The following is a 2,301-nucleotide window of genomic DNA, read 5'->3' on the forward strand; positions in this document are numbered from 1 at the left end:
TTGCCGATGTGAGTGCACAGCAGCGGAGAGCTTTGATGCGACGGGGTAGCCGCTGCAGGCTTCTACGTGAGTTTTGGCAGAAATGCAGCTGCCTGCATCAGGACACGACATCGAACTCTCCGCGCAAGAGGCTTTCCCGAAATTCGCTCCAACCTTCTTGACTGAATCGCAGGGGAGGCCGGCTTGGATTCCTAGGGGACTTGAGGAGAACATCGCCGTTATCCGCAAGACTTGCTCCAGGGATCTTGGCAAGCGTCTTCTTCGTCCACTTGGGTCCGCGTGACGGGACTGGGCGCTCTTTACGCATCCATTCTGGCTGGGGCGCCGCCCGAGGGTCGCGATAGGAACTTGTGCGCCGGTATCTCAACCCGAGACCGATCCAGAACTCCACGCGGACTCGCCCGTCGGCGATGTCGCGAGCCGCCACAGTCCCCCTCGCTAAGGGCAGTCTGACCAAGATAAATAGGGTTTGGTAAGACACGCCAAATTCGCGGGCATAGCGACGGACGGCCGCCTTCATAGCGCTATGCGGCATCGCGATCCTCCGACAGTTCACACGCCTGGTTTGCTTCGCTGGAACCGACCTCAATCGGCGCAACCGGCCCCAATTGCGGCTCGTTGATCACCGAAACGACCGCGCAACTCCAAGTTCGCAACTGCCGGATATAGCTTAGGATCGCATCGGTGTACCGGGCAGGAGCGAGCAATACTCCCAAGAGTAAACTTGGCAACAATCCGATAGAAATTAAAATGATCGGAAGGTGCGCAATAAGGATAACTATTGATTTCTTCTGGAAAATAGCAAAACGCAGGTAGAGTGGGATACTGGACACGGACGTCTCCTAGATCCGAAGCCCGGCCATCGACATCAGGATTCGACGTTGTGTCAACCACTGGGCCATAGACCCTTCAGCCGTAGATGGGCTCCGATCCGGGAGAGCTCAACAGCCTGGCGCTGTGACGCGCCAGCTTCACTGTATACAGCCGCTTACTCGAACGCCACCATCCGAATCGGCAATCCGTCGGCAACCAGGTGCCGGGCGACGGTTGAGGACCTGGTGTCTCGACGGCAAGACCAGGTAATAACCCAGTTGGCCACCGCGACGTGTTCATCTGCCGCTGATAGCGCGCTGAGTGCTCGCCGTACCAACCGTAGGGTGCCGGGCGGCGGCCATCGCTCGGGGAGAATTTCACGACAGGGGACGTCACCCGGCACTCCTACAGGGTAGGCATCTCATGATCCAGTGCGCTGAGGCGTGCCCGTACGGATCTGCTGCCAGACGCGCCGAGGCGTCAAGCATCCGTTACGGCCGGGCGAAAGCCGGTCATGCCATCCGCGCTCCGCTGCGGACAAAATCTGTGGCGTGTTGCGGTCGTGGTCGAGCAAACTCGCGATCATGCTGGGGTCGTCTCGCACCGTCACTGATCTGGTCGCCGCGCGGGCGCGGGGAGATCGGATCAAGTTCCTGTTCTTCTGGGGGCACCAGCCGGAGCGCGACGGCAGCATCGGCGCCGGATGCCTGAGTCAATGGTGGCCGGCGCCATTCACCGCCGACGGGATCGTGTTCGCCACCGCAGAGCACTACATGATGTGGCGCAAGGGCACCCTCTTCGGTGACGACGCGATGGCCGAGCGGGTTCTCGCCGCCCCGCACCCGCACGCGGCCAAGGCGTTCGGCGGCCGGGTCGCCGGCTTCGATCAACAGACCTGGGACGAGCACCGCTTCGCCATCGTGGTGGCCGGCAACCTGGCCAAGTTCGGGCAACACGCCGACCTGCGCGCGTTCCTGCTCGGCACCGAACGGCGGGTCCTCGTCGAGGCCAGCCCGGTGGACCGGATCTGGGGCATCGGGCTGACCCGCGACGACCCCGCCGCCTCCGATCCGGCTCGGTGGCGAGGCCTCAACCTCCTCGGGTTTGCGCTCATGCAAGTGCGCGACGTCCTCCACGAGGAGCCGGAGCGGTAGCGGACGCCGAGTTCACGGATCTGCCGCCGTCCGTACGCGCCGGCCGCCAACGAGCACGTCACGCGCCGTAGCCCGGGTCACGGGTGCTCGACATCCGGATCTGCCGACGAGAGTGCGTTGATCTTCGCAAGATGGATCCGGACGTGCCAGAGCCAGCATCGAGGCCCAACCTGAACAGCGGCCTGAGGCACGACCACAATCACCGAAGCGCGTCCTCTACCTTCGGGCCGAGTGGCCGAGCTACGGCGCCGGGACCGAGATCGGTGACCACGTCGCCCCACCGTCCAGCGACATCGAGTAGGCCCCATCGGCCCTCAGGGCCGTGACTATCCCG

Annotated in this window: 2 protein-coding genes; one reads left to right on the forward strand and one right to left on the reverse strand. The window is 63.2% G+C overall.

From position 1 onward, the window contains the following. Positions 1-524: 524 nt before the first annotated feature. Positions 525-833 carry a hypothetical protein gene (locus tag I4J89_RS45510; protein ID WP_196420469.1) on the reverse strand — a complete coding sequence of 103 codons (309 nt, stop codon included), beginning with the start codon at positions 831-833 and terminating at the stop codon, positions 525-527. A gap of 564 nt (positions 834-1,397) precedes the next feature. On the opposite strand from I4J89_RS45510, the gene ybiA reads away from it, so the two are divergent. Next, on the forward strand, positions 1,398-1,967 hold the full coding sequence (gene ybiA, locus I4J89_RS45515; protein WP_196420470.1) for a riboflavin biosynthesis intermediates N-glycosidase: 570 nt from the start codon (positions 1,398-1,400) through the stop codon (positions 1,965-1,967). Positions 1,968-2,301 lie beyond the last annotated feature (334 nt).

Origin of the sequence: Actinoplanes aureus, from assembly GCF_015704865.1 — a bacterium.
Taxonomy (GTDB): Bacteria; Actinomycetota; Actinomycetes; order Mycobacteriales; family Micromonosporaceae; genus Actinoplanes; species Actinoplanes aureus.